This is a genomic window from Amycolatopsis thermoflava N1165 (assembly GCF_000473265.1).
Lineage (GTDB): Bacteria > Actinomycetota > Actinomycetes > Mycobacteriales > Pseudonocardiaceae > Amycolatopsis_E > Amycolatopsis_E thermoflava.
In genome coordinates, this window is sequence record NZ_KI421511.1 from 4,751,039 (window position 1) to 4,775,343 (window position 24,305).

Genomic DNA, 24,305 nt, shown 5'->3' on the forward strand with positions numbered 1-24,305 from the left:
CACAGCACGGGCGCTGACTATGCTGGCGCCCGATGACGCCTCCGCCGCAGCGCCCTCGGGAACCGTTGCCGCCGCCCTCCTCCGCGCCGCGGCACCGGGCACAGCGTCGTTCCTCGCGGCCGGTCACCGCGTTCGTGCTGAGCGCGGTCGCGGTGCTGCTGGCCGGGCTGGTGGTGTTCATCGCGATCGGCAACGGGCCGGACCCCTCGTCGCCGACCGTGGCCGCGCCGACGACCACCGCCGTGAGCGGCGGCAACGCGGCTGGCGCGGCGACCGGCGCGGTGGACGGCGAGAAGATCCTGGAGCTGGCGAACCACCCGATCCTGCGCAACCCGGACGACGGCCTGCAGAACTTCGCCTGCGAGCTGCCCGAGTGGCACAGCGACCAGGCCTCGGCCGAGGCCTTCTTCACCGCCGCCGACCAGTGCCTCAACGAGGCGTGGGGCCAGTTCCTGGAGCGGTACAACCTGCCGTTCACCCCGCCGAACCTGCACTTCCCGACCGGCACCCACTTCACCACCGCGTGCGGCACGATCGCGGTGAGCGTGGCGACGGCGGCCTACTACTGCGACGACAACCTGTACGTGCCGTTCCGCGGGCTGCAGACCGACCAGTACGGCGACAACCCGGGGGTTTACCTGGCGCTGTTCGCGCACGAGTACGGCCACCACGTGCAGGAGGTCGCCGGGATCATGGACGCGGTGTGGCAGCAGATCTACGCCGTCGGGCAGAACACCCCGGCCGGCCTGGAGCTGTCGCGGCGCAAGGAGCTGCAGGCGCAGTGCTTCTCCGGGATGTTCCTGGGCGCGGTGGTCGACCGGGGCGGCTCGGTGACGCGCGACATGTACGCCAAGGCCTGGCGGGACCAGGACACCCGCGGCGACAACACCTCCGGCAGCGCCGACCACGGCACCAACGCGCACTACGCGCAGTGGTGGCGGACGGGCGCGCAGTTCAACCGGATCGCGAAGTGCAACACGTTCGCGGCACCGGCGTCCGAGGTCAGCTGACGCGCCGGTGGGGCGGCGCCGTAAGCCGCACCAACCCCTCGAACCGCGCCCTCAGGCGACTTTCGCCGCCTCCGCCCGGCGCGGGCCTCGGTGGACCAGGAACGCGTACGTGCCCCCGCCGAGGCAGCTGAGCGCCAGCAGCGCCAGCCCGATCGGGCGGCGCAGGTCGTCGTGGCCGGTCACCACGTCGGCGAGGTGCACCTGGATTTCCCCGTCCCCCACCGAGGCCGGCACGGTGACGTCGACGCGGTCGTTCTGGTCGTGCCCGCACGCGTCCAGCACCCCGGCGCGGGTCTGGCCGCCGATCGTGATCTCCACCGTCTCCTGCGGGTTCGGCTCGGAGCACTCGGCGCCCTTGGTGACGGTGGCCTGCGCGACCGTGCCCTGCGCGGCGGCCGCGGTGCCCAGCATCCCCGGCCCCGCCCACCACACGGCGGTCACGATGGCGATGCCGACCAGCACGGCGACGGCGAGGGTGTTCCAGCGCAGCACGATCCCCATGCTTCCAGAAGCTCCGGGTGAAGCACAGCCGCCGACGGGCTGCCGAGATCTATCACTCAACCCGGTCGGCCGGGGTCACTTTCTTCACGTAGAGCAACCGGTCGCCGGGTTCGATGGCGTCCACGGCGGCCGCGTCCACCCGGTACAGCTGCCCGTCGCGCACCACGCCGAGCACGATGTCCGGCAGGTGCCGCGGCGAACCGCCCTCCTCGGACTTCTCCGCGGGGCGCTCGGCGATCGCCAGCCCCGACTCGGGCGTCAGCAGGTCCTCGAACATGTCCACCACGACCGGCGTGGACGTCGCCATGCCGAGCAGCCTGCCCGCGGTCTCGCTGGAGACCACCACCTGGTTGGCGCCGGACTGCTTGAGCAGGTGGACGTTCTCCGCCTCGCGCACGGAGACCACGATGTGCGCCTTGGGGGCCAGCTCCCGCGCGGTGAGCGTGGCCAGCACCGCCGAGTCGTCCCGGTCCGCGGCGACGACGACCGCGCGCGCCCGCTGCACGGCCGCCACCCGGAGCACGTCCGAGCGGGTGGCCGACCCGTGCACGGTGACCAGGCCGAGCGCGGCTGCCGCGTCCAGCGCCTGCTGGTCGGTGTCCACCACGACGATCTTGTTGGGCTCGATCGCCTCGTCCCCGAGCAGGGTCTTGACCGCGGCCCGGCCCTTGGTCCCGAACCCGACGACCACCACGTGGTCCCGCACCTTGGTCCTCCACTTCTGGATCCGGAACGCCTGCCGCGACCGCTCGGTCAGCACCTCGAGCGTCGTGCCGACCAGGACGATGAGGAACAGCACCCGCAGCGGCGTGATCACCAGCACGTTGATCAGCCGGGCCGAGTTGGTGACCGGGGTGATGTCACCGTAGCCGGTGGTCGACAGCGACACCGTGGCGTAGTAGAACGCGTCGAGCAGCGACAGGCCGTCCTCGTTGACGTCCCGGTAGCCGTCCCGCCCGAGGTAGACGATGAACACCGCGGCGACGAGCGCCAGCAGTGCACCGAGGATCCGTCTGCCGATGGACCGGATCGGGCTGAGGGCCGGCTCCGGCATCCGGACGACGCCGACGAGCGAGTGGTCCGGTTCGTCCGCGACACGCACCCGCGGATCGTAAGCGATCATGTCAGGCCTCGCTAGGGCTGCGGCACACTGCGCAGGAGGTCGCGCAGACCGTCCGCGTCGAGCAGGTCCACCGGGCGCAGCGTGTGGTCTTCGCGGACGTAGTGGAAGGCAGCGCGCACCTTCTCCAACGGCGTTCCGGACAGCGACGCCCAAGCCAGACGGTACGCCGCCAGCTGCACGGCGAGCGAAGCCATCCGGCCCTCCTCGGGCACCGCGCCGGTCTTCCAGTCCACGACGGTCCAGCCGCCGTCCGGGTCGGCGAACACGGCATCCATGCGCCCGCGCACGGTCACGCCGTCCACCTCGGTGGAGAACGGCACCTCCACCTCGTGCGGAGTGCGGGCCGCCCATGCGCTCCGGTCGAAGGCCTCCTGCAACGCTTCGAGTTCGTCGTCGCCGGCCTCGTCCGGGTCGGCGGCGCCGGGCAGCTCGTCGAGGTCGAACAGGCGGTCGCCGGCGAAGCGGCGCTCCAGCCAGCCGTGGAAGGCGGTACCGCGGCGGGCGAACGTGTTGGGCGGCACCGGCAGCGGGCGGCGCAGGCGGCGGGCCAGCCCGGCCGGGTCCGCGGCGAGCTCGACGAGCTGGCTCACCGACAGGTGGTCCGGCAGGGCGACCTGCTCGGCCGTGCCGCTGCGCTTGGCGAACTCGGCGAGCAGCACGTCGGTGTCGGCGATCCAGCCGTCCGGGTCGTCCTCGTCCGTCTCCTCGACCTCACCCTCGGCCAGCGCGGTGCGCACCAGGTCGGCGCCCTCGTGCACGGCGTCGCGGCGGCCGGTCAGCGGGTCGGACGGCCACTGCGCCGACCGGGCCTGGCTGACCAGCGGGTTCTCCTCGTCGGCAGGCGGCTCATCGGCCCAGACGGCGACCTTGCCGACGCCCTCCTTCGCGAGTTCGCCGACCTCGACCAGGAAGTCCGACGGGCCCTTCGGCCGTGCGCTGGTTTCGTTCCACCAGTGCCCGGAGACGATGAGGGCGCGCTCGGAGCGGGTCAGCGCGACGTAGCAGAGGCGGCGTTCCTCCTCCGCCTCGCGCTCGGCGAAGTCCTGCTCGTGGATCTCGAAGGCCTCGATGACCTCCTTGCGGTCCATGCCGTCGGACACACGCAGCTTCGGCAGGTCCTCGGAGTCGCCGCGCAGCGCGGCGGGCAGCGACGTGACCGTGCGCAGCCACGACGAGGACCGGCGCTTGTTCGGGAAGACCTCGCGCGCCAGGTGCGGCACGGCGACGACCTCCCACTCCAGGCCCTTCGCGGAGTGGACGGTCAGCACCTGCACCCGGTCCGGCACCACCTCGACCTCGCCCGGGGTGAGGCCGTCCTCGGCGTGCGCGGCGGTGGCGAGGTAGTCCACGAAGGACATCAGCGTGGCGGTGGGCGAGGTCTCGGCGAAGTCGGTGACCACGTCGGCGAACGCGTCCAGGTGGGCGCGGCGGGCGCTGCCGGGGCGGGCCTGGGCTTCGACGTCCAGCAGCATGGTCCGCTCCACGTCGGCGACCAGCTCGGGCAGCGACTGGTCCAGCCGACGGCGCAGCGCGGCGAGCTCGTGGCCCAGTTCCCGGATCCGGCGGTAGCCCTCCGGCGAGTAGCGCTTGGGGTCACCCGGATCGTCCAGCGCGTCGATCAGGCCGGTCTGCTCGGCGCGTTCGGCGAACAGGTCGTCCACCTTGGACTCTTCGGTGGGCGGGGGCGCGGAGATCTCGTTGGCGCGCCGCCACAACGCGGCCAGGTCGGCGGCCGCGAGCCGCCAGCGGGCGCCGGTGAGCAGGCGGGCGGCGGCGGTTCCCGCCAGGGGGTCGGCGAGGACGCGCAGAGTGGCGACGAGGTCGGCCACCTCGGGTTCGTCGAGGAGCCCGCCGAGACCGACGACCTCGACCGGCAACCCGCGGGCCCGCAGCTCGGCCGCGATCGGGGCCATGTCGGCGCGGCGGCGGACGAGGACGGCGGCGGTGGGCGGGGCGCCGTGCTCGGCCTGGTGGGCGAACCACCTCCGCGCCAGGGCGTCGGCGACCCACTCGCGTTCGGTCCGGATGTCCGGCAGCAGGGCGACCTCGATGTCGGCGGGCGGCGCGCCGTCGCGGGCGCGGAGCCGTTCGACGCCGAGGCCGCGCTGCCGCAGCGGCTCGGCGATGCCGTTGGCGAGGACGAGGACTTCGGCGGGGTTGCGGAAACTGGTGAGCAGGCCGTACTCGCGGGCGGGTTCCAGGCCGGGGCGCGGGAAGTCGGTGGTGAAGCGGGGCAGGTTGGCCGCGCTCGCGCCGCGCCAGCCGTAGATGGCCTGCGCGGGGTCGCCGACCGCGGTGACCGGCAGCGGTTCGTTCTCGACGCCGCCGAACAGGGCGCGCAGCAGGATGCGCTGCGCGTGGCCGGTGTCCTGGTACTCGTCGAGGAGAACGGCGCCGTAGCGGGCGCGTTCGCCCTCCGCGACCGCCGGGTGGTTGTCGGCGAGCGTCGCGGCCAGTGACATCTGGTCGGCGAAGTCGAGCGCGCCCTCGGCCCGTTTGCGGCGCTGGTACTCCTCGATCAGCGGGATGAGCGAGAGGCGGAACTTCTGCGCGGCGACGATGTCGGTGAGCGACTTCGGCATGGCGGCGCGCTGGCCCTTGGCGCGCGGGGCTCGTTCGATGAGGTCGCAGAGCCAGCGCGTGTAGTCGGCGAGTTTTTCTTCGGTGACCAGGTGTTCGCCGAGTTCGCCGGTGAGGGCGAGCAGTTGCGCGGTGACCGAGGCCGGGACGCGGTCGGTGTCCAGGTCCTCGTCCCAGGTGGAGACCACGCGGTGGGCGAGCTGCCAGGAGCTGGTCTCGGAGAGGAGGCGGACGCCGGGCTGGACGGGCAGGCGGAGGCCGTGCTCGGCGAGGAGGCGGCCGGCGTAGGCGTGGTAGGTGAGGACGGTCGGTTCCCCGGCGACCACCGCGGCCCGGCGCGCGCCGCCCGGGTCGAGGCGGTCGAGGAGGCCCGAGCCGGCGAGGCGGCGCAGGCGGGCGCGGACGCGGTCGGCGAGCTGGCGGGCGGCCTTGCGGGTGAACGTGAGGCCCAGGACGCGCTCCGGGGTGACGAACCCGTTGGCGACGAGCCAGACGACCCGGGCGGCCATGGTCTCGGTCTTACCGGCCCCGGCCCCCGCGACGACCAGCGCGGGCTCGATGGGCGCCGCGATGACCGCCGCCTGCTCGGGGGTGGGCGGATGGAGGCCGAGCGCGTGGGCGACTTCAGCTGGGGAGGCGATCTCGGTCATTGGAGTGCGGGTTCGGCTCGGTTGACGGGATCGGCGGGTTCGGCCCGGCCAGCCGGACCGGCCCAGCCAGAGAGTCCGGCCCGACCAGCCGGATCGGCGGGTTCGGCCCGGTCGGCGGGTTCGGCCCAGCCAGAGGGTCCGGCCCGACCAGCCGGATCGGCGGGTTCGGCCCGGTCGGCGGGTTCGGCCCAGCCGGAAAGTCCGGCCCGACCAGCCGGATCGGCGGGTTCGGCCCGGTCGGCGGGTTCGGCCCAGCCAGAATGTTCGGCCCGGGCGGCGGGTTCGGTCATGGGGCGGCCCCCAGGCTGGCGGGAGTTGGAAAGGATCCTCACGGGCCTGTCACCTGCCTGCCCTCCGGGCGCAGCGGGCACGATCCCTTCGCCGGGCAGCGGTCGCAGTCCGGGTTTTCCGTCGCGTCGTACGAGGGGCCCGTCGCGGAGGCCGCCACCTTTCGCACCAGCTCCAGCCACTCGCGGCCGCTCTCGTCGTCCAGCGGGGGCTGCTCCCGCACCGTCGCGCCGGTCTTGTTGTGCGCCTTCGCCAGGTACACCAGCTTCGCGCCGCCCGGTCGCTTCCCACCGCCGAACGCGCCCAGCAGCACGGACAACTGGTACGCCGCCAGCTGCGGGTTCAGCTCGGCGTCCGCGGCGCTCACCGCGTTCTTCCCGGTCTTCAGGTCGACGATCACCGGCCGGCCCTCGGCGTCGTGCTCCAGGCGGTCCACGCGGCCGCGCAGCTTGACCAGCAGACCGTCACCACCGACCGGCAGCTCCACCTCGATGTCCTGCTCGATCCCCATCTGCTGCAGCTCGTGCCGCGAATTGTGCAGCCAGGTCAGGAAGTTGCGCACCATCTGCTCGACCCGGTTGCGTTCCCGCCGCGAGAACCACGGCGCACCGGCGTCGACCTTCGCCCACGCGTCGTCCAACGCGCGGCGCAGGCCCTCGTCGTCCATGCCGTCCGCGGCGGCCTGCGCCAGCTCGTGCACCAGCGTCCCGGTGATCGCCGCCAGCTGGGCCGGGTCGGCGCCACCGTGCCGTTCGATCAGCCACCGCAACGGGCACTTCTTCAACGTGTCCACAGTGGACGGCGAAATCCGGATCACGTCGCCCTCGCCGTAGAGCGGGGTGTCCGTCGACGTCTCCACCAGGCCGTACCAGGAATCCGGGTGCGCGCCGGGCACCCCGGCCCGCGCCAGCCGCGCCAGCTGCCGCGCCGCCCGCGCCCGCCGGTCCGGCGGCACCTCCGGGTCGCACACCGCGCGCCGCAGGTCGCCGACCAGCTCGGCCAGCACCAGCGACCGGCCGGGTGGCTTGACCCGCGAGTCCAGCCCGGACTCGTCCGCGCTGTTGGCCTCCAGGTCGTCGACGAACCGCGACGGCTGCTCGTCCTCCCCGATCACCGCGCTCACCAGCAGCGTCCGCTTCGCCCGGCCGAGCGCCAGGTAGAACAGCCGCCGCTCCTCGGCGAGGATCGGCGCCGTCGCGGACACCGTCTCCTCCTCCAGCCCGGAGAGCAGGTCCACCAGTCGCTCGACGCCGAGCAGCGACCCGCGCAGCCGCAGGTCCGGCCAGCTGCCCTCCTGCACGTTCGCCACCGCGACGACCGTCCACTCGCGACCGGCCGCGCCGTGCGCGGTCAGCATCGACACGCCCTCGCCGCGCATCGCCACCGGGGCGAGGCTGTCGCCCGCGATGTTCTGCGACGACAGGTAGTCCGCGAACGCCGCCACGCTCGCCTTCGGCAACCGGTCGACGTAGTTGCCCGCGGCGTGGAACAGCGCCACCACCGCGTCCAGGTCGCGGTCGGCCTGCGCGCCCAGCGTGCCGCCGCGGCCGGACAGCCGCACCCACCGCTTCTGCAGGCCGCTCTCCCGCCACACGTCCCACAGGACCTGCTCGACCCCGGCGCCCCGGGCGATCGCCTCGCGGGCGACCGCGATCAGCCCGCCGACCCGGCGGATCGGCGCCGCCTCGGCCTCGGCCAGTCCGCCGAGCTTGTCGTTGTCCCGCAACACTTCCACGAGCAGCTCGTCGCTCGACCGCTCACCGCCGCCTGCCAGCTCCAGCCGCCGCAGACCGCGCCGCATCCGGCGCAGCGCCAGCGGATCGGCGCCGCCGAGCGGGGACGCCAGCAGCATCTCGGCGGTGTCGACGTCCAGCAGCCCGGGATCGCTCGCCACCCGCAGGACCGCGAGCAGTGGCCGGACCGCGGGCTGGCGGGCCAGCGGCAGCTCGTCGGCGGCCGACGCGATCGGCACGCCCGCGGCACGCAACGCCCGCTGCAGCACGGGGAACGACCGTCCCGGCGAGCGCACCAGCACGGCCATCTCCGACCACGGCACGCCGTCGATGAGGTGCGCGCGGCGCAACTGGTCGGCGACCCAGCTCGCCTCGGCGGACGGGGTCGGCAGCAACCGGACCTTGACCTCACCCTCTTCGGACGACGGGTCGACCTCGATCGCGCGGTGCCGCTGCGCGCCCGGCAGGGTCGCGCCGAGCTTCGTCACCGCCTCGTGCACGGCCAGGCTCAGCCGGTGGGTCCTGGTCAGGGTCACCGTGCGGCCGCCGTCGGCGTCGGCCCGTGTGAGCAGGCCGGGGTCGGCGCCGCGGAAGGAGAAGATCGCCTGGTCCGGGTCGCCGGTGACGACGAAGTCCTCGGCCGCCGTGCCGAGCAGCCGCAGCAGGCGGAACTGCAGGTGGTCCAGGTGCTGGGCGTCGTCGACGAACACGTGCCTGATCCGCGCCTGCTCGCGCGCCAGCAGGTCGGGGTCGCCCTCCAGCTCGACGAGCGCGCTCGCGACCAGCTCAGCCGCGTCCAGCGCGGGCGAACCGGGCGCGCCGAGGGCGTTGCCGCCCGCCCCCTGCAGGACGGTGACCTCCTCGTACTGCCGCCAGAACACCCCGGCCGCGACCCACTCCGGACGGTCCTTGCGCCGCCCCAGCTTGACCAGGTCCTCCGGGCCGAGGCCACGCTCGGCGGCCCGCAGCAGCAGGTCCCGCAGCTCCTCGGCGAAGCCGGGCACGGCCAGCGCCGGCCGCAGCTGCTCGGGCCAGTCCGGCGCGCCCTCCGCGAGGTCGCCTGCCAGCAGTTCGCGGACCACGACGTCCTGCTCCGGGCTGGACAGCAGCCGCGGCGCCGGCACGTCCTGCAGCCCGGCCTGCAGGCGCAGCAGGGAGAACGCGTACGAGTGGACGGTGCGCACGATCGGCTCGCGGATCGTGCGGGGCACGCCGTCACCCGCGGTCACGCGGCGGGTGATCTCGGCGCGCAGGGCGTTGGCGGCGCGGCGGGACGCGGTGAGCACCAGCAGGCTCTCCGGATCGGCGCCGCCGGAGATGCGGGCCGCCGCCGCGCTCGTGATCAAGGTGGTCTTGCCGGTGCCCGGTCCACCGAGGACCCGGACGAACCCGCGGGGCGCCGCCAGCACCGCCCGCGCGTCGGCGTCCCAGCGTTCCGGGCGCGGCTCGGGGACGGGCAGCCGAACCAGCCGCGCGCCCGCCCGGGACCGGGTGCCCTCTCCGCTCACGCTCGCATGGAATCACGACCGTCCGACAGAACCGGGGACCGGCACACCTTGACGGTAGTTTGGTCACGTGGACGAGGAGCTGCACGAGCGGGTGCGCGAGGTGGTCGCGACCGTGCCGCCGGGGAAGGTCGCCACCTACGGCGACATCGCGGCGATCGCCGGCGCCCCGTCACCCCGGATGATCGGCCGGATCCTGTCCGAGGACGGCGCGGACCTGCCGTGGCACCGGATCCTGCGCGCCAACGGCACGCCCGCGCCGCACCTCGTGCACCGGCAGCTGGAGCTGCTCCGGGCCGAAGGCGTGCTGGCGGACGGTCAGAAGGTCAACCTGAAGACCTACCGCTGGCAGCCGTAGAGCCGCTGGCCGAAGAACTCGACGAGGCTCGTCCGCTGGAACTCCAGGCTGTGGGCGGCGTCGACGTCGCCGATCCAGGGCGCGGTGACCGCCGGATCGACGCCGAGCCGGGGCAGCAGGAACTGGTAGTCGGTGTAGCTGAAGTGCTCGCCGCCGGCGAGGTGCCGCTGCTCGACCGGGCCGCGCCGGTTGTCCAGGAACTCCTGCCAGGACCCGTCCGTGCCGGCACTGTGGTCACCGGCGCTCATCAGCAGGAACGGCCGGTCCAGACCCTGCTCGACGGCTTGCCCGAAGATCCGGTCCCGCTGCGAGTAGGCCATGCTGCCGTCCAGGTTGGCGCCCGCGTCGATCCGCGGGTCGGCCAGCATCGTCTCGGCCGTGGTGAACCCGCCTGCCGAATGCCCGAACATACCGATCCGGGTCAGGTCGAGCGAGCGGCCCAGCCGGGCGGGCAGCGCACGCCGCGCGACGTCCGGGTTGCCGCCCCGCGCGAGGACTTCGAGCTGGTCGAGGACGAACCGGGCGTCCGCGACGCGGGTGGCGATCATCCGACGGCCGACCTCGACGCTCTGCGGTGGCAGGGAGCCGCGCACCAGGCGGCCGTCCGGGAACTCCACCACGGACGTCTCGCCGGGATGGTCGAACGCGACGGTGACGTATCCCCGGCTCGCGAGCTCCTCCAGCTGGGTGGTCGCCAGCGCGCGAGGCTGCTCGGCGCCCGGTGTGTAGAGCACGACGGGCAGGCGCCCCGCGGCGACGGGCGCGCCGGAACGCGCGTTGGTGGCGAAGCCGTAGTCCAGCCGGGACGGGTCCATGCCGATCCGGGCGGCGTCCGCTTCGGCGATCACAGCGGCGGCGCCGGGCGTCAGGAACGGCGCCCGCGGGCCGCGGTCGTGGATGGCGGGGTAACGCACCGTCGCCATCAGCTCGCGGTCGCGGGCCTGGTCGACCAGGTGCAACTCGGTGACGCCGACGGCGAACGGGCCGGACGGTGCCGGCAGGGCGAGTGCCGTGTCGGCCGACGCCGGCACCACGGTGAGGGCGAAGGCGGCGGCGGTGAGCAGCGCGAGACTGCGGATTGTCGATCTTGGTTTGACCATGCACCGAACCTAGGAAGCGGCGGGGCAGGGCACATCCGGTCGCGGCCCGGAGATCGTCCCCTAGGTGTAGGGATCATGGACGTTTGTTGACGGTGCGGTCGTTGAGTCGGGTTGATCAAGGCGGTTGCGCCGGTTTCAGGAGGACGGTGAGGCCGGGTTGGCCGCCCGCCCGAGTCGCCCGCCGCACCTCCCCGACCCGAACGTCTGCGGAGGTGGCTCCTGGACGTGCCTTCACCAACTCACACCAGCGCACCGCCGCACTGCCCAACTTCCTCCACCACTACAACCACCACCAAGCCCACACCGCCCTCAACGGACAACCACCCAACACCCGCGTCGACAACCTCACTGGGCACTACACCTAGGGCGTGTCTGACAATGCTTTCGTCCAGGTGATGATGTCGTGGATGAGGATGGCGGCGCGGTAGAGGGTGGCGAGTTTGTCGTAGCGGGTGGCGATGCCGCGCCATTGTTTGAGCTGGTTGAAGCTGCGTTCGATGACGTTGCGGCCGCGGTAATCCAGGGCGTGGAAGGTGGGTGGGCGGCCGCCCCGGGAGCCGCGGCGTTTGCGGTGCGCGATCTGGTCGGCGGGTTCGGGGATGATCGTGCGGATTCCGCGGCGGCGGAGGTGTTGGCGGATGGCGCGGGAGGAGTAGGCCTTGTCGCCGCGCACGAGGTCGGGTCGGGTGCGGGGTCCGCCGCCGCCCAGCCGGGGGACCTGCAGGTGGGCCATGAGCGGTTCGAACATCGGCGAATCCCCGGCCTGCCCGGCGATGAGCAGGGTGACCAGGGGGCGGCCGTGGCCGTCGGCCAGCCGGTGGATCTTGGTGGTCGGGCCGCCGCGGGAGCGGCCGATGGCATGGTCAGGCGGCTCGATCCCGGGTTTCGTGTAGTTCGATCCAGCCCCCTGTGTGGCGGGTGATGGTGGTGGCGTGCTGGTGGGCGCGGGCGATCGTGGAATCCACCGAGATCGCCCAGTCGATCTGCCCGGCCGCGTCCGCGGTGGCCAGCAGCCGGGCCAGCACCGCATCCCAGACGCCCTGGGCGGCCAGGCGGCGGTGCCAGGTCCAGATTGTTTGCCAGGGCCCGAACACCGCCGGCACATCCCGCCACGCGATCCCGCACCGGTAGCGGTAAATGATTCCCTCCACCATCGACCGGGCGTCGGAGAACGGCCGCCCCGGTTTACCCGTCCGCACCGGCAGCAAGTCCTTGATCAACGCCCACTGCTCATCCGAGAGCAACTCAAACCGCGACACGACCAGCAGCGTCCCAGCAACCAGCCAGAACCTTTGTCAGACACGCCCTAGCTTGAGTTTTAACCTGTTCGGCGTGGTCGAGGCGTGCTCGACTTGTATTTCTTGGATGTTGTTGAGGTGATGACGTGCACGTCATGGCGGGTGGCTGGGCGGTCGTTGCGACGGCCGGTTGGCCGCCCTGGGCCGGCGCGTGTTGGTTTCGGTGCACTCGCGGGACAGCCGGCCTGTGCGCGTAGGTGCCGAAACCCGCGACGTACTCGAGCTGGGGTGAGCCGGCCCGGTGGTGCGGGTTTCTCCCAGGGGCGCCGTAGATCTGCGGCCAGCCGGCGGGCCAGTCGGAGTTGGGTGTAGGCGGCCAGCATCAGCCAGCCCCACCGATCGGCCTGCTCGGGAGTGCGCAGCTTCGGGCGGGTCCAACCGAGTGTCTGTTTGAACAGTCGGAACGTGTGCTCGATGTCGAATCTGCGCAGGAACGCCTGCCAGAGCAGATCGACCATCTCAATGTCCAGATCGACGCGGGAATACCATAACCACACCGGTTTCGGGATCGCCCCGGACGGTAACCGGTCCACCTGCAAACGCACCACGGTGCCCTCCAGAATCGGCAGGTGTCCGACATGCGTGGTCCAGGCGGTGCGGTGTGTCAGCCGGGGATGCAGCCGGTTCCAGGCCCGGACGATGGCCGGACCGTAGAGACGGGTGTCGGCGTCGATAGCGACATCGGGTTGACCCCAGGTGGCCGGATCACCGAAGACGAACTCGCTGCCGTGACGGCGCGGTCGGCCCACCGTGTGCGGTGTGTGGGGCGGGGCCGAGCGGCGCAGGACCCGGTCTGAGCGCATCCGCACCAGCACCGCCACGGGCAGGTCGGCTAACTGGAAGGCCAAGCGTGGTCCGTCGTAGCCGGCGTCGGCCACGATCAGGATCTCGCGATCCCCGGGCTGCCAGTGCCCGTGGGTGATCAGTCCGGTGACCACCCGGCGGAGTTGGTGTGCGGTGACCGTGGCGGCATCGACCCCGGGTGCCAGGCGTTGGATGTCCACGGGCGCGGTCCAGGAGCTACGGCCGCTTTCCAGCGCGACCACGACCGAGTAAGGCCAGCCGGGAATCGCCAGGTGCTGGTTACGGTTGCGGCCGTAGGCGTGGCACATGACCCGTTCTGGCGCGGTGTGCGCCTCGGGCCGCAACCAGCAGGTGATGTCCACGGCCAGCACCAGCCGGCCGTCGGCCGCTTGCGGCAGCGGTCCGGCCAGGATCGCGTCGCGGAGCCGATCGACATCGATCCGGCCGTGAGCCAGACCCGCATACAGCCCACCATGACCGCGGCGATGCTCCGCGAGCAGAGACAACTCCGGCAGCGACCGCACCGGTCCCTCGGCACACAACACCGCCTCGGCCAGCTCGAACAACGCGTCCGCCCGGCGGGTCAGGCACCGATAGAACTCGTGCCGGAAACGGACAAGGTCCCCGGACGCGCCACCCGCATCCGGATCGTGCACACTGATCAACTGAAGCCCTTGGTGTGATCGTCTTTCTGTCGCAAGAAGAATGATCAACCAAGGGCTTCATCCATGATCAACTGGGTCCTCGCCACCACCCCAAACGTTAAAACTCAAGCTAGGTGCCCAGCTCCGCCACCAGCAGCTTGACCAGCGCACCGAGCCGCTGCCGCTCCGGCTGCAGGGTCGGCACCCCGGCGTCGGTGAACGGCGCGGCGGTCACCGGCCCGACGCAGGCGCACACGACGTCGCCCCGCAGGGCGCGCACCAGGTCGTCGTAGGTGCCGCGTTCCCGGGCCAGGTTCAGCATGTTCGCGCTCGCCGGGGCGCTGGTGAACGCGAGCGCGTCGACCCGGCCGTCGAGGACGCCGTCGAGCAGCTCGTGCGCCGGGTGCAGGTCGGCGGGCCACTCCCACCGGTACGGCTGCACCTCGATCACCCGCGCGCCGGCTTCGCGCAATGGCGCAGTGTGCTCGGGCAGCGGCGAGCCGTGCAGCTGGACCGCCAGCCGCGCGCCGGCGACACCGGCTTCCAGGAGGTGCCCGAACAGCTGCCGGTTGCTCTCCTCGGGCGCGGCCCACTCCTCGGTGAGCCCGACGCCCCGCACCGCGCCCTTGCCCTTCGGGCCGCGGACGAACACCCGCGCCCTGGTCAGCGACGCGAGCAGGTCGTCGCGCAGTCCCCACCCCTCGGCGGCCTCGATCCAGCCGCGGAAACCGGCGCCGGTGGTGACCGCGAGGACGTCCAGCGGCTCGGCGAGGACCTCCTCGGTCGCGGCGCGCAGCCGGGCGTCGTCGGGCAGCGGCACGATGTGGATCAGCGGCGCGTGCCGCACCGTGGCGCCGTTGCGTTCCAGCGCGCCGATGAACTCCTCGGCCCGCCGCTCCGCGGTCACCCCGATCGTGACTCCGCTCAGGTCACCCATAGAACGCACCCATCCGGCCCACCGCGGCCGCCACCCGGTCACGCAGGTCGGCGGGCTCGAGCACCTGCAGCTCGGGCCCGAACCGCAACAGCTCCCCGAGCGCCGGGGCGCCGGGTTCCACCGGTAACTCCACGCGCAACCACCCGTCTTCGTCCGGAACCGCACGGCACTCCCGCAGCGCGCGAGCGCCCACCGCTCCCAGGTAGAACGGTACGAGTTCGCGGCCCAGCGGGGAAAGCCGGACGACGGCGACCCGCGGGTACATCCGCCGCTCGAACTGCTCCGACCACTCCCGCCAGTAGGCGGCGAGGTCGAACCCGGCCGGGCGCTCGAACGCGGCGCCGGGTTCGAGCGAGAGGATCCGCGACACCCGGTAGGTCCGGGTCGCACCGTCGCAGTGCGCTGCAAGGTACCAGTTCCCGGCCTTGAGGATGAGCCCCAGCGGCTCCAGCAGCCGGTTCGTCTCGCTGTTGTCCCACCGCCGGTACCGGACCGAAACACGCCGCGAATCCCACACCGCCTGGGCCACCTCGGCCAGGTGCGGCAGGCTCTCGATGCCGCGGAACCAGCCGGGCACGTCGAGCACGAACCGCTCGGCGACCTTGCCGGCGCGGCCGCGCAGCTCGTCCGGCAGTGCGGCGTACAGCTTGAGCTGCGCGGCGGTCAGCACGGTGCCCAGGCCCAGCTCGGCGGCCGCGTCCGGCAGCCCGGCCAGCGGGAGCGACTGCGCCTCCTCCCCGGTCAGCCCGGTCAGGCGGGTGCGGTAGCCGTCGAGCAGCCGGTAGCCGCCCGCCCGGCCGCGTTCCGCGTAGACCGGCACCCCGGCGGCCGACAGCGACTCGATGTCCCGGTACACGGTCCGCACCGACACTTCGAGCTCCTCCGCCAGCTCCTCGGCGGTCATCCGGCCCCGGTTCTGCAGGAGCAGCAGCACCGACAGCAACCTGCTCGCGCGCATGGGCTCCATTATCGCCGGAAAACCTGACAGAAGGTGTCAGGCAAGGGGGTCAGACTTGGTGCCATGACCAACACTTTCACCATGCGGACCTGGGACGAGAAGGTCGTGAGCGGCCCCGAGGACGGGCCCCGGTACGCCCACGCGCACGCCACGTTCACCTACTCCGGGCTGATCGAGGGCGAATCCGCCTGCGACTACCTGCTGTACTACCCGGGAGAGGGCTACACCGGCAGCACGCAGACCGCACCGGGGTTCGAGCGGATCGAGGGCAGCGTGGACGGCCGCAAGGGCAGCTTCGTCATCCGGCACGACGTGTCGTACGGCGCGGACGGCATCCGGGGCACGTTCACCGTCGTCGAGGGCTCGGGCACCGGTGAGCTGGCGGGGCTGGCGGGCACCGGGACGATCGGAGGGGCGAGCGAGACCGTGAACTACACCTTCGACCACCGGCTGTGATGCTCGACGTCGACCGCGAGCAGGTGCTCGCCCACCGGATCGCGGCGCAGGGTCTGCACCGCGACGTCGCGGACGCGGCCGGGCTGGCCGTGTTCGACCTCGGCGTCCAGAGCACCCAGCGGGAGACGGCGGCGATAGCGCTCGCGGCGCGACTGCCCGGCCCGGTCACCGAGGAGTCCTTTGTGGAGGATCCGCGGTTCGTGCTGGCGTGGACGCACCGCGGCGCGCCGCATTTCCACCGCGCGGACGAGATCGGCCGGGTCACCGCCGCGCTGGTCCCGCTCGACGAGGACGACGCGATGGCGCGGATGGGCTGGCAGCGCAAGCAGGTCGAGGCGGCCGGGATGAGCGCGGTGGACGGCCTGTTCACGGCGGCGCGGGCGATCCGCAAGGTCGTGACGCGGGTGATGACCAAGGGGGCGGTGAGCGAGGCCGTCACGAAGATCATCCCGGCCGGGTTGTCGTACTGGTGCCGCGGCTGCCAGGCCACCCACATCCTGGAGCAGGTCATGCGGCTGGCGGCGATCCACGGCGGGGTGCGCTTGGAGGCCGGCGCGCAGCCCGCGGCGCTCGCGCCGCTGGAGGGCAGGTCGCGGATGCGGACCACACCGGATCTTGAGGCGGCGACGGGCGTTGTCCGGGACTACCTGCACCTGCACGGCCCGGCGACGCCCAAGGAGGCGGCCGATTTCGTCGGCACGAAGACGGCGATCGCGAAGCGGATGTGGCCGGACGACCTGACGCCGGTGCGCTTCGCGGGCCGCGAGGTGTGGTTGCCGTCTGGGGATGTGGCCGCGCTGGAGAACCCGCCGGAGCCCGACCTGGTGCGGTTGCTGCCGCCGTGGGACCCGTTCCTGCAGTCGCGCGACCGGGCGGTGCTGGTGCCGGACCGGGCGCGGCAGAAGGAGGTGTGGAAGATCCTGGGCAACCCCGGAGCGCTCCTCGCGGGCGGCGAGGTGGCCGGCGTGTGGCGGACGAAGGGCAGCGGCCGCAAGCGCCTGGACTTCACGATCACCGCCTTCGACCCCCTGCCGCCCGCCGCACGGAAGGCGGCGGAAGAGGAGGCCGAACGCGTCGCGCGAGCGCGGGGGTTCGCGGATCTGCGGGTGAGCTGGGGCTGACGCGCCGGGCCGCGCGCGCCCGGCGTAAGCGGGCCGGGCGCGACGCGGCGGATTGGCCGGGGCAGCGTGGCGGATTGGGCAGGCGCGGACAAGCCACGGTTGGCCAGGGCGCGGACCAGGCCACGGCTAGGCGCGGCGCGAGCAGGCCGCGCGCACGCCGGATTGGCACGGCGCGACCCGGCGGATTGGCACGGCGCGGACAAGCCACGGTTGGCCAGGGCGCGGACAGGCCGCGGCTGGGCGCGGCGCGGCGCATTGGGCAAAGCGCGGCGCGGCGGGTTGGGCAAAGCGCGGACAGGCCGCTGCCCGGCCGGACGCGGTGAACCACCCGTGAGCTCACCGCAGCGCGCGTGATATCAGCGCAACGCGCTGCCGATGCTGATCCCGCCGTCGACGTCGAGCACGACCCCGGTCACGTACCCGGCCGCCTCGGAGCACAGGAACGCCGCGGCCTCCGCGATGTCCTCCGGGTCGCCGATGTGCCCGGCAGGCACCCGCGCGGCGAGCTTCGCCCGCGCCCGCTCGTCCATCGACGCCAGCATCGGGGTCGCGATCAGCCCGGGCGCGATCGCGTTCGACGTCACGCCGTGGCGGGCGCCTTCGAGCGCGATCGTGCGCGCCATGCCCACCACACCGGCCTTCGCCGCAGCGTAGTTGACCTGCCCGAAGTTGCCGCGCCAGCACATCGACGAGAACGACAGCAGCCGCCCGTACCCCTGCCGCTTCATCACCGGGAACACCGCGCGGCTGCAGTTGAACATGCCGCGCAGGCTGACGTTCAGCACCGCGTCCCATTCGTCGTCGGTCATCCGCTCCAGCCGGTTGTCGCGGATCACGCCGGCGTTGTTGACCAGCACGTCCACCCGCCCGAACTCGAACAGCGCCTCCGCGACCCAGGAGTCGACCTGCTCGGGATCGGACACGTCGACCACCGACGTGCGCACATCGATGCAGTCGACCGCCGTTTCCTTCAGCGCACCCTCGTTGACGTCGCACAACGCGAGCGACGCCCCCTCGTCGGCGAACCTGTGCGCCATGGCCCGGCCGAGCCCCTGCCCGGCACCGGTGATCAGAACGACCCTGTTCGTGTAACGCATCACGGAAACAGAAACTACTGTTTCATCAAGCGAACCACAAGGGTCAGGCGGCCACCGCGAGCTGCCGCTGCGCCTGCTGGTACCTGGCCAGCACCAGGTCGACGACGTCCGGGTGCACACCGAGCGGGTCCGCCACCACGTCCGCGCCCGCCTCCAGCACCTTCCGCTGGAACAGCCCCGGCGCGAGCAGCCACGACGCCACCGCCACCCGCCGCCCGCGGCCTCGCGCCCTGGCGACCGCGTCCGCGATCGAGGGCCGCGCCGTCGCGACGTAACCCACCTGCACTGACACGCCCAGCAACGCGCCCAGCGCATCCGCGGCGACCCGCACCTCGGCCAGCGCACGCGGATCGCTGGAGCCCGCCGCGGCCAGCACGACCGCGTCGCCCGCGCGATAACCCGCCCACTCCAGCCGGTCGCGCATCACGCCGACCAACTCCGGCGCCGGGCCGAACGGGCCGGCCAGCAGGACGTTCCGGTGCCCGCTCGCGGCGATCTGCGCCGGGATGTCGGTGCGCACGTGGTAGCCGGCCGCCAGGAACGCGGGAACGACGATCGCCTGGTAGCCGCGCACCGAGTCGAGCACCGTGGTGACGTCGGGCTGCCGCACGTCGGCGTAGGCCACCCGCACCGGCACAGGCGTCTCGGCCCGCACCCGGTCGGCCAGTTCCTCGATCACCCGCGCGCCCTGCGGGTCCCGCGTTCCATGCGCTGCCAGCACGATCATCGTTCCACCGCCAACCGGTATCCGCGCTTCACCACGGTCTGCACGAGCTTCCCCTCACCGAGCGACGTGCGCAGCCGCCCGATCGCGGTCTCCACCGCGTGTTCCTCACCGCCGCTGGGCAGCGCGGACGTCAGCTCCCGGCGCGACACCACCCGTCCGGGCTCGCGGGCCAGCGCCCGCAGCACCGCCATCGGCGCGGGCGCCACCTCACACAGCTGACCGTCCACAATGGCCGCCTGGCCGCGCAGCTCGATGAGCCGCCCGGCCGCGCACAGCTTGGGCGACCGCTCGACCAGCGCCTGCGCCACCGTCCGCGCCAGCGCGCCGATCCGCGCCCGCTCCGGCTGCACCGTGGGGATCCCGACGGCCGCCAGCGGGGCGGCGGTGATCGGCCCGACGCACGCGACCAGCACCCGGTGCGTCAGCGCGTCGACCAGCGCCGCGAGACGTCCGGTGCGCTTGGCCATGGCCAGCGTGCTCGCCGCGGCCGGGGCGCTGGTGAACGGCAGCGCGTCCACCGAACCGTCCAGCACCGCGTCGATCAGCCGGTCCAGCGGCCCCGGGTCGGAGGGCCCCACCCAGCGATACACCGGCACCTCGATGACCTCGGCCCCGGCCTCCCGCAACGACTCCACCAAGTACGGCAACGGCTCGCCGTGCAGCTGCACCGCGATCCGCTGACCCTCCACACCGGACTCCAGCAGGTGCTGGAGCAGCTCGGCGCTGCTCTCCGAGGCGGGCGAGTAGATCTCGGACAGCCCGGCCGCCCGGATCGCGCCGCGCGCCTTCGGGCCGCGGGCCAGCAGCGACGCCTTGCCGAGCTGGTCGACCAGCGCCTCGCCGAGGCCCCAGCCCTCGGCCGCCTCGACCCACCCGCGGAACCCGATGCCGGTGGTCGCCACGACCACGTCGACCGGCTCCTCCAGCATCCGCACGGTCGCGGCGTGCAGCTCGGTGTCGTCGGCGAGCGGCACGATCCGGATCGCCGGCCCGTACCGCACGGTCGCGCCCTTGCGTACCAGCAGCGCGCCGAGCTCGTCCGCGCGGCGCGCGGCCGTGATGCCCACCGCGAAACCGGCGAGCGGGAGGATTCCGGAGGAATCGATCATGGTTGGATGTACACCACGCCCTCGATCACCCGCACGGGATACGTCCGCACAGCCACCGTTTCGTCCTCCAGAGAGTAGCCCGTGGCCAGCTCGAAACGGTGTTTCAGCATGGGTGATGCGACGTGCGGCACACCCTTGACATCGCCGATGATCCCGCGGGACAGCACGGCGGCCTTGGTGAACGGATCCACATTGGACAGCGCGTAGACGTCGTCGGTGACGGTGCGGAAGATCGCCACCTGCCGTCCGTCCGGCAGCAGCGCGGCCACCCCGCGACCGGGGATCAACCGGTCGAACCGGCAGATCTCGACCACCTCCGTGGCGCGCTTCTCCTCCACCGCGGTCATCGCGAAACCACCTCCGGGACACCCAGCAGGACGGGCACTTTCTGCTCTCGTTCCGCCCGGAACGAGATGGTCGGGTCCGGCGTGCCCGGCGCGTTGACGAACGACGTGAACCGGGCGAGCTTCTCCGGGTCCTCCAGCACGCCGCGCCACTCGTCGGCGTAGTTCTCCACGTGCTTGGCCATCGCGGCGTCCAGCTCCTCGCAGATGCCGAGCTTGTCGTCGACGATGACCGCGCGCAGGTGGTCCAGCCCGCCGTCCATCTCCTCGACCCACGGCGCGGTGCGCTGCAGGCGGTCGGCGGTGCGGACGTAGAACATCAGGAACCGGTCGATGTAGGTGATCAGCGTGTCCTTGTCCAGGTCGGACGCCAGCAGCTCGGCGTGGCGCGGCAGGGCGCCGCCGTTGCCGCCGACGTAGAGGTTCCAGCCCTTCTCGGTGGCGATCACGCCGAAGTCCTTGCCGCGGGCCTCCGCGCACTCACGGGCGCAGCCGGACACCCCGGCCTTGAGCTTGTGCGGCGAGCGCAGGCCGCGGTAACGCAGCTCCAGCTCGACAGCCAGTCCCACGCTGTCCTGCACGCCGTAGCGGCACCAGGTCGAGCCGACGCAGGACTTCACCGTGCGCAGCGACTTGCCGTACGCGTGGCCGGACTCCATGCCCGCGTCCACCAGCCGCCGCCAGATGTGCGGCAGCTGGTCCACGGTGGCGCCGAACAGGTCGATCCGCTGCCCGCCGGTGATCTTGGTGTAGAGGCCGAACTCCTCGGCGACCTCGGCGATGACCTTGAGCTTCGCCGGGGTGATCTCGCCGCCGGGGATCCGCGGCACCACCGAGTAGGTGCCGTTGCGCTGCATGTTCGCCAGGAAGTGGTCGTTGGTGTCCTGCAATGTGGCCTGCTCGCCGGCCAGGACGTGCCCGCCGTCGCGGTCGGTCGTGTCCAGCGTGGCGAGGATCGAGGCCACCGCGGGCTTGCAGATCTCGCAGCCCGCGCCGGTGCCGTGCTTGGCGATCAGCTCGCCGAACGTGGTGATGCGGGTGGCGCTGAGGATCTGGAACAGCTCCTGGCGGGAGTAGGCGAAGTGCTCGCACAGCGCCTTGGACTGCTCGACCCCGCAGGCATCCAGCAGCTTCGCGAGCATCGGCACGCACGAACCGCAGGTCGTGCCCGCCTTGGTGCAGCCCTTGATCTTCGCGACGCTGTCGCAACCCTGGTCGTGGATCGCGCTGGTGATGGCGCCCTTGCTGACCGCGTTGCACGAACAGATCTGCGCCTCGTCCGGCAGCGCGTCCACTCCCACGGCGCTGGAACCGCCCTCGGGAGCCAGCATCGCGGCGGGGTCCGCCGGCAACGGGCTGCCGACCAGCGGCCGGAGCAGGTTGTAGGCGCTCGCGTCGCCGACCAGCACACCGCCCAGAAGGAGTCGTCCGCCCTGCTCATCGGGTTCGGACACCACGAGCTTCTTGTAGTACCCGCCGACGGCGTCGGAGAGCACGACCTCGACCGAGTTCTCCGTGGTGGCGTGCGCGTCGCCGAAGCTGGCCACGTCCACGCCCATCAGCTTGAGCTTGGTGGAGAGGTCCGCGCCCGGGAACTCGCCTGCCCGGCCGAGAAGCTGCGCGGCGACGATCTCGGCCATCGTGTAGCCCGGCGCGACCAGGCCGTAGCAGCGGCCCTCGACGGCGGCGCACTCGCCGACCGCCCAGATGTCCGGGTCGCTCGTGCGGCAGGCCAGGTCGGTGATGATGCCGCCGCGCTCGCCGACCGCCAGACCGGACGAGCGGGCCAGGTCGTCGCGCGGGCGGACACCGGCGGAGAACACCACCAGGTCCAGGTCCAGCTCGGTGCCGTTGGTGAGCTTGGTGAACAGGCGGTCGCCGTCCTGCTCGATCTTCTCCGCCGACGTTCCGGTGTGGACGGTCAGGTCGAGGTCGGTGACCAGCTTGCGCAACAGCCGGCCACCGCCGTCGTCGACCTGGATCGGCATGAGCCGCGGCGCCATCTCGACCACGTGCGGCGACAGGCCCATGTCCCGCAGGGCCTTCGCCGCCTCCAGCCCGAGCAGGCCACCACCGACGACCATCGCCGCGGCGCGGCCGCGCTTGGTCGCCTTCGCGTGCTCGACCGCGGCCCGGATCGCGTCCAGGTCCTCGATCGTGCGGTAGACGAAGCAGCCCGGCAGGTCGTGGCCGGGCACCGGCGGCACGAACGGCCGCGAGCCGGTGGCCAGCACCAGCGCGTCGTAGGCCTGCACGTGGCCGGACGCGGTGGTCACCTTCTTGGCCGCCCGGTCCACGGACGTGACCGGGTCGCCCAGCCGCAGCTCGACGAGGTCGTCACCCGCGTAGTCCGAACCGGACAGGGTGAGCGCCTGGACGTCCCAGCCATCCACGTAGGAGGTCAGGGCCACCCGGTCGTAGGCCGGGCGCGGCTCCTCGGCGAGCACGACGACCCGCCAGGCGCCCTCGGTGTCCTCGGCCCGCAGTGCCTCCACCAGTCGATGGCTCACCATGCCGTTCCCGACGACGACGAGTGTGCGCATTACCGAAACCTCCTGCTTGCTTTCTCTTGCTTCAGACCCGGGCGCCGGCCAGAGCCAGCCCGCGCTCGCTCACCGGGGCGTCCGACTTGCGGAGGTACACGGCCCAGGTGAGGACGAAGCAGATCCCGTAGAAGACGAGGAACCCGACGAACGCCGGGACACCGCTCTTGGTGTCCAAGAAGGACTGGCGGAACGCCAGGTTGATGAACAGGCCGCCGAGCGCGCCGATCGCGCCGGCGAGGCCGATCAGGGCGCCGGAGCGCTTGCGGGCCTTGAGCAGCTCGGCCGCCTCGTCCGCGCCGGCCGCGATCGCCGCCTTGGCCTTGGTGCGGAAGATGGCCGGGATGCTCTTGTAGGTCGAGCCGTTGCCGATCCCGGTGAGGACGAACAACACGATGAACGCGGTGGTGAACAACGCCAGCGACTTCGTGTTCGACGCGATGATCAGGATGACGGTCATCGCCGCCATGCCGACGAACGTGGTGAACGTGACCCGCGAGCCGCCGAGCTTGTCCGCCAGCCAGCCACCGGCCGGGCGGGAGAACGAGCCGAGCAGCGGGCCGAGGAAGGTGACCGCGGCGGCCTGCAGCGGGGTGCGGCCGAACTGGTTCTGCAGCACGAGGCCGAAGGCGAAGCTGTAGCCGATGAACGAGCCGAAGGTGCCGATGTAGAGGAACGACATCACCCACGTGTGGGCGTCGCCGATGATCTCCCGCATCGCCTTCTTGTCGTTCTTCACGGACGCGATGTTGTCCATGAACAGCGCCGAGCACAGCGCCGCGACGACGATCAGCGGGATGTAGATGAACAGGATGATCCGCGGCGCGCCGGTGCCCGCCGTGGCGATGATCAGCAGGCCGAGCAGCTGGATCACGGCGACGCCCAGGTTGCCGCCGCCCGCGTTCAGGCCGAGCGCCATGCCCTTGGCCTTCTCCGGGAAGAACGCGTTGATGTTGGTCATCGAGGACGCGAAGTTGCCGCCGCCGACACCGCCCAGCGCCGCCACGATCAGGAAGCCCCACAGCGGGGTGCCGGGCTCCATCACGATCGCCGCGCCGACGCTCGGGATCAGCAGCAGCAACGCGCTGACGATCGTCCAGTTGCGACCGCCGAACTTCGCCACCGCCCAGCTGTAGGGCAGCCGCGCGATCGCGCCGACCAGCGTCGGCGTTGAGGTCAGCAGGAACTTGTCGGCGGCCGAGAACCCGTACTGCGGCCCCATGAACAGCACCATGACCGACCACAGTGTCCAGATGGAGAAGCCGATGTGCTCGGAGAAGATCGAGAACCACAGGTTGCGGTTGGCGATCTTCTTGCCGGTGCTCTCCCAGAACGACTCGTTCTCGGGCTCCCAGTGCTCGATCCAGTGCTTGCGCCCGCTGGGCGCGGTGGTGTCGCTGGCAGTCGTCGTCATCCCTG

At 72.2% G+C, this 24,305-nt stretch carries 18 protein-coding genes and 2 pseudogenes; 5 read left to right on the top strand and 15 right to left on the bottom strand.

Annotated elements, in window-relative coordinates; translation table 11 throughout:
* Window positions 1-134: 134 nt before the first annotated feature.
* Entirely contained in the window at window positions 135-1,010 is an 876-nt protein-coding gene (locus AMYTH_RS0123355; RefSeq protein WP_027932341.1) for a neutral zinc metallopeptidase, read from the top strand.
* Window positions 1,011-1,061: 51 nt separating this feature from the next.
* On the opposite strand, the gene AMYTH_RS0123360 is transcribed toward AMYTH_RS0123355, so the two are convergent.
* The 4 genes from AMYTH_RS0123360 to AMYTH_RS0123375 form a co-directional block, all read right to left on the bottom strand.
* The gene (locus AMYTH_RS0123360; protein ID WP_027932342.1) at window positions 1,062-1,511 is read right to left on the bottom strand and encodes a hypothetical protein; all 450 of its coding nucleotides are present in this window, start codon (window positions 1,509-1,511) and stop codon (window positions 1,062-1,064) included.
* A 52-nt stretch (window positions 1,512-1,563) separates the two neighbouring features.
* Complete coding sequence (locus AMYTH_RS0123365) at window positions 1,564-2,634, bottom strand: potassium channel family protein (protein WP_017986984.1); 1,071 nt, start codon at window positions 2,632-2,634, stop codon at window positions 1,564-1,566.
* 11 nt (window positions 2,635-2,645) lie between these two features.
* Window positions 2,646-5,864, bottom strand: coding sequence for an ATP-dependent helicase (locus AMYTH_RS0123370; RefSeq protein WP_027932343.1), 3,219 nt, complete (start codon window positions 5,862-5,864; stop codon window positions 2,646-2,648).
* 328 nt (window positions 5,865-6,192) lie between these two features.
* Window positions 6,193-9,393: an ATP-dependent helicase gene (locus tag AMYTH_RS0123375; protein WP_027932344.1), complete on the bottom strand. Its 3,201-nt coding sequence runs from the start codon at window positions 9,391-9,393 to the stop codon at window positions 6,193-6,195.
* Window positions 9,394-9,460: 67 nt separating this feature from the next.
* Here AMYTH_RS0123375 and AMYTH_RS0123380 point away from each other — a divergent pair, with 67 nt between their 5' ends.
* Complete coding sequence (locus AMYTH_RS0123380; RefSeq protein ID WP_020419763.1) at window positions 9,461-9,748, top strand: MGMT family protein; 288 nt, start codon at window positions 9,461-9,463, stop codon at window positions 9,746-9,748.
* Here the strand turns inward: AMYTH_RS0123380 and AMYTH_RS0123385 are convergent.
* The gene (locus AMYTH_RS0123385; protein WP_027932345.1) at window positions 9,730-10,848 is read right to left on the bottom strand and encodes an alpha/beta hydrolase family protein; all 1,119 of its coding nucleotides are present in this window, start codon (window positions 10,846-10,848) and stop codon (window positions 9,730-9,732) included. The two genes, AMYTH_RS0123380 and AMYTH_RS0123385, sit on opposite strands and share 19 nt — an antisense overlap.
* A 248-nt stretch (window positions 10,849-11,096) precedes the next feature.
* On the opposite strand from AMYTH_RS0123385, the pseudogene AMYTH_RS50515 reads away from it, so the two are divergent.
* A pseudogene (locus AMYTH_RS50515) lies at window positions 11,097-11,213 on the top strand (IS481 family transposase); the annotation flags it as partial.
* On the opposite strand, the pseudogene AMYTH_RS48075 reads toward AMYTH_RS50515, so the two are convergent.
* The 4 genes and pseudogenes from AMYTH_RS48075 to AMYTH_RS0123410 all read right to left on the bottom strand — a co-directional run bounded on the left by AMYTH_RS48075 (window position 11,210) and on the right by AMYTH_RS0123410 (window position 15,489).
* Window positions 11,210-12,107 (bottom strand): annotated as a pseudogene (locus AMYTH_RS48075) (IS5 family transposase). The pseudogenes AMYTH_RS50515 and AMYTH_RS48075 overlap by 4 nt on opposite strands.
* Before the next feature lie 59 nt (window positions 12,108-12,166).
* Complete coding sequence (locus AMYTH_RS0123400) at window positions 12,167-13,606, bottom strand: NF041680 family putative transposase (protein WP_228685314.1); 1,440 nt, start codon at window positions 13,604-13,606, stop codon at window positions 12,167-12,169.
* Between the two features lie 118 nt (window positions 13,607-13,724).
* The gene (locus tag AMYTH_RS0123405) at window positions 13,725-14,531 is read right to left on the bottom strand and encodes a uroporphyrinogen-III synthase (RefSeq protein WP_027932349.1); all 807 of its coding nucleotides are present in this window, start codon (window positions 14,529-14,531) and stop codon (window positions 13,725-13,727) included.
* Window positions 14,524-15,489 (bottom strand): helix-turn-helix transcriptional regulator, encoded by a 966-nt coding sequence (locus AMYTH_RS0123410; protein ID WP_017986978.1) that lies wholly within the window; start codon window positions 15,487-15,489, stop codon window positions 14,524-14,526. Before AMYTH_RS0123410 ends, AMYTH_RS0123405 begins: the two co-directional genes overlap by 8 nt.
* 63 nt (window positions 15,490-15,552) lie before the next feature.
* Here AMYTH_RS0123410 and AMYTH_RS0123415 point away from each other — a divergent pair, with 63 nt between their 5' ends.
* Together AMYTH_RS0123415 and AMYTH_RS0123420 are read left to right on the top strand one after the other, a co-directional pair.
* On the top strand, window positions 15,553-15,945 hold the full coding sequence (locus tag AMYTH_RS0123415; RefSeq protein ID WP_027932350.1) for a DUF3224 domain-containing protein: 393 nt from the start codon (window positions 15,553-15,555) through the stop codon (window positions 15,943-15,945).
* Complete coding sequence (locus tag AMYTH_RS0123420; RefSeq protein WP_027932351.1) at window positions 15,945-17,066, top strand: DNA glycosylase AlkZ-like family protein; 1,122 nt, start codon at window positions 15,945-15,947, stop codon at window positions 17,064-17,066. Before AMYTH_RS0123415 ends, AMYTH_RS0123420 begins: the two co-directional genes overlap by 1 nt.
* Before the next feature lie 356 nt (window positions 17,067-17,422).
* On the opposite strand, the gene fabG is transcribed toward AMYTH_RS0123420, so the two are convergent.
* The 6 genes from fabG to AMYTH_RS0123450 are packed head-to-tail and all read right to left on the bottom strand — an operon-like array spanning window position 17,423 to window position 24,300.
* On the bottom strand, window positions 17,423-18,163 hold the full coding sequence (fabG, locus tag AMYTH_RS0123425) for a 3-oxoacyl-ACP reductase FabG (protein WP_123683808.1): 741 nt from the start codon (window positions 18,161-18,163) through the stop codon (window positions 17,423-17,425).
* A gap of 43 nt (window positions 18,164-18,206) precedes the next feature.
* Complete coding sequence (locus AMYTH_RS0123430; RefSeq protein WP_027932353.1) at window positions 18,207-18,890, bottom strand: sirohydrochlorin chelatase; 684 nt, start codon at window positions 18,888-18,890, stop codon at window positions 18,207-18,209.
* A complete protein-coding gene (locus AMYTH_RS0123435) occupies window positions 18,887-19,999 on the bottom strand; it encodes a uroporphyrinogen-III synthase (protein WP_027932354.1) in 1,113 nt (370 codons plus the stop codon). Before AMYTH_RS0123435 ends, AMYTH_RS0123430 begins: the two co-directional genes overlap by 4 nt.
* Window positions 19,996-20,346, bottom strand: a complete 351-nt coding sequence (gene nirD / locus AMYTH_RS0123440) for a nitrite reductase small subunit NirD (RefSeq protein WP_027932355.1) — start codon at window positions 20,344-20,346, stop codon at window positions 19,996-19,998. Before nirD ends, AMYTH_RS0123435 begins: the two co-directional genes overlap by 4 nt.
* A complete protein-coding gene (gene nirB, locus AMYTH_RS0123445; protein WP_027932356.1) occupies window positions 20,343-22,886 on the bottom strand; it encodes a nitrite reductase large subunit NirB in 2,544 nt (847 codons plus the stop codon). The genes nirD and nirB overlap by 4 nt, the downstream gene beginning before the upstream one ends.
* Window positions 22,887-22,917: 31 nt before the next feature.
* Complete coding sequence (locus AMYTH_RS0123450; protein ID WP_027932357.1) at window positions 22,918-24,300, bottom strand: nitrate/nitrite transporter; 1,383 nt, start codon at window positions 24,298-24,300, stop codon at window positions 22,918-22,920.
* Window positions 24,301-24,305 lie beyond the last annotated feature (5 nt).